Raw genomic sequence first — 2,808 nt, forward strand, 5'->3', positions numbered from 1 at the left:
GAGCGTGGACGGCGTCGATCCGCCAGGCGCACCAGCGGTTCGTCGCGATCATGCAGGGCCGGGCCCACACTCCCGTCGATGCCGACGGCCGGGTCTCCCTCGTCCTGCAGGTGCCCCTGCCCGGCGTCACGTCGGCCCTCCAGCAGGCCGGTGCCGCCGACGTCGCGGCGGCGCTCAAGCCGACGATCCGCGTCCCCCTCGTCGAGGAGGCCCAGCTCGCGACGGCCCAGCGGCTCTACCGGCTGACATCGACCTGGGGGACGTGGGGTCCGCTCGCCGTCGCCGTCCTCGGGCTGCTCGCCATCGTCGTCGCGGTGCGGCACGCCCGTGCGGCAGCGTGGCTCGCGGTCGGCTGGGGTGTGGTGTCACTCCTCGGCGTCCTGGCCGTCATGATGGCCCGCGGCCCGCTCATCGACCGCGTCGATCCGGCCGTCGCGCCCGCCGTGGCGCGCACGGTGGCCGACGCGGCCTACGGCCTGGCCGCCAGGGGCCTCTACGTCGAGCTCGGGGCGGCGCTCGGTGTCGCAGTGGTCCTGCTCCTCGTCGCGGCCATCGGTGGCCGCGTGGGTCAGGCCCGTCGCACCCGTCAGCAGTACTGAGGGCCGGGACCGGGCGCCAGCGGCGGCGGCGGGGCCGTGCGGAAACGCAGACCGTGGGGTATGGGGCCTTCGAGAGGCGTGCCAGCAGGGCGCGCTCCGACGAAGGAGTGCAGATGGGTATCGGACTCGGGATCTTCCTTCTCGTGGTCGGTGCGATCTTCTACTTCACCAACCTCGACTCCGACGTTCTCAACATGAGCAGCGGCACGGGAAACACGGTCGGCATCATCCTCATGGTCGCGGGCGCGCTCGCGATCATCCTCGGCCTCATCATGAACGCCCAGCGGACGCGCACCCAGCACACGGTCGTCACCGAGCGCCGGGGCGGCCCGGACGTCGTCGAGCACCGTGACACCGACGAGGTCGTCGAGCGCCGCGTCGAGCGTCGCGACGACGGCTACTGAGCCGGCGGCCGACTCCACAAGCCGACGCCAGACACCCCCAGGGACGACGACGCCGCCCCAGGGCTGACGCGCCCACGCGCCGGAAACCCCTCCGGCGCCCAACCCTCCGACCGGCGACCTGAGCACGTGAACCCATCCGCTCGGGTCGCCGGTCGTGCTGTCATGACGAGGTGACGACGACCTCCCCGCGGACCTCGCGCAGCCCGCGACCGCGCGCCCGGGACTCGCGCTCGCCCGGACCGACCGCCGCCGAGGTCGACGCAGCGACACCCTCGAACCGGGACCGTTGGGCCGACACGCTGCGTGCCGGCTCGCTCGTCGTCGTCATGCTCGGGCACTGGCTGATGGTCGACATCACGGCCGACGGCCACATCTCCAACGCGCTCGTCGCGGTGCCCGCGCTCCAGCCGCTCACCTGGGTGCTCCAGGTCATGCCGTTGTTCTTCCTCGTCGGCGGCCTGGCCCACGCCCACGCCCTCGAGTCGCTCGAGCGACGATGGCCGGCGCCGCGGGGCCGATACGCCGCGTTCGTGCGGTCCCGCACGACGCGCCTGCTGCGTCCGACGGCTGCCTTCCTCGTCGTCTGGGTCGCGGCCGGCGTCGCGGCCCACCTGTCGGGCGTGACCTCCGGCCCCTCCGACCGGGCTCGGCTCGCGCGTGACGCGCTCGTCCTCGTGCCACAGCTGCTGTGGTTCGTCGGCATCTACCTCGGGGTCTGCGCCTTCGCGCCACTCCTGCGACGACTGCACCTGCGGTTCGGGGTCCGGGTCGTCGTCGCCCTCGTCGCGGCGGCCTGTGTCGTCGATGCCGTGCGGTTCGGCGGCGGCCCGGCGCTCGTGGGGAATCTCCAGTTCGCGCTCGTGTGGCTGGCCCTTCACCAGCTCGGGTTCCTCTGGCGTGATGGGCGGCTCACGCCGCGCGTCGGCGCCGTGATGGCCGTCGGCGGCTCCGCGGCGATGGCCCTGCTCGTCGGGTTCGGGGCCTACCCGGTGTCGATGGTCGGGCTGCCGGGAGAGGCCGTTTCGAACATGGCCCCGCCGACGGTCGCCCTCCTCGCGCAGGGCATCGGCATCTGCGGCCTGGTCGTCGCGGTCCGCCCGCTCGCGGACCGAGCGCTGGCGCGGCCGGCTGTCTGGAAGGGCGTCGCCGTCGTCGGCCGGTTCGCCATGACCGCGTTCCTCTGGCACCTCACGGCGCTCATGGTCACGCTGCTCGCGCTCCGTGCCGTCGGCATCAGGCGGCCGGCGGTCGCATCGGTGTCGTGGTGGCTGACGCGTCCCGTGCTGTTCGTCGTGCTCGCTGCCGTGACCGCCGCGCTCGTCGCCGCCTTCCTGCGGTTCGACCACGGTCCTCGGTCACCCGGTGGGAGCGACGCGGCTGCCGCGGAGGCACGTCGGTGGCCGGACATCCTCGCCGCGGTCGCGGCCTTCGTCGTGTTCCTCGGCATCCTCATGGTGTCGGTCGTCGGGGTCGACATCCTCGGCAACCGGCCGGTCTTCTTCCTCGTGGGGGACGTCGCGCCGGCCGTCGCGTTCGCCGTACTGCTCTGCGGCACAGGCCTCCTCGCGGCCACGAGGCCCGCGAGCGGCGCCGGCCACCGGCACGTGCCGCACCGTCGTTCGCGCCATGAGCACCCTGGTCCCGTCGAGGTACCCGCGGCGCCCGTGTGACATCCGCCGCGGCACGAGCGATGGTGGCGACGACAGAGACGGTCCGTCTCCTCGTGAACCTGCGCCCAATGCGTGCAGGTCCGCCGCCCCAGGAGTGCGGGCATCCGCCACGGGTGCGTCGAGCAGTGCCCACTC

The 2,808-nt window shown here is 73.5% G+C and carries 3 protein-coding genes; all 3 read left to right on the forward strand.

Translation table 11 applies throughout. The annotated features are described in order from the left end of the window. On the forward strand, nt 1-599 hold a 599-nt coding region (locus tag ACPYOM_RS21535), incomplete at its 5' end, for a hypothetical protein (RefSeq protein WP_481347519.1). 113 nt (nt 600-712) lie between these two features. Next, entirely contained in the window at nt 713-1,003 is a 291-nt protein-coding gene (locus ACPYOM_RS21540; RefSeq protein WP_481340652.1) for a DUF6458 family protein, read from the forward strand. 170 nt (nt 1,004-1,173) lie between these two features. Beyond that, nucleotides 1,174-2,673, forward strand: coding sequence for an acyltransferase family protein (locus tag ACPYOM_RS21545; protein ID WP_481347520.1), 1,500 nt, complete (start codon nt 1,174-1,176; stop codon nt 2,671-2,673). Nucleotides 2,674-2,808 lie beyond the last annotated feature (135 nt).

The sequence above is a fragment of the Monashia sp. HAY1-2A genome (genome assembly GCF_056755315.1).

What these genes read in the sequence shown, in the direction of transcription:
- ACPYOM_RS21540 (WP_481340652.1), top strand. Translation starts at nt 713, where the DNA reads ATGGGTATCGGACTCGGGATCTTCCTTCTCGTGGTCGGTGCGATCTTC.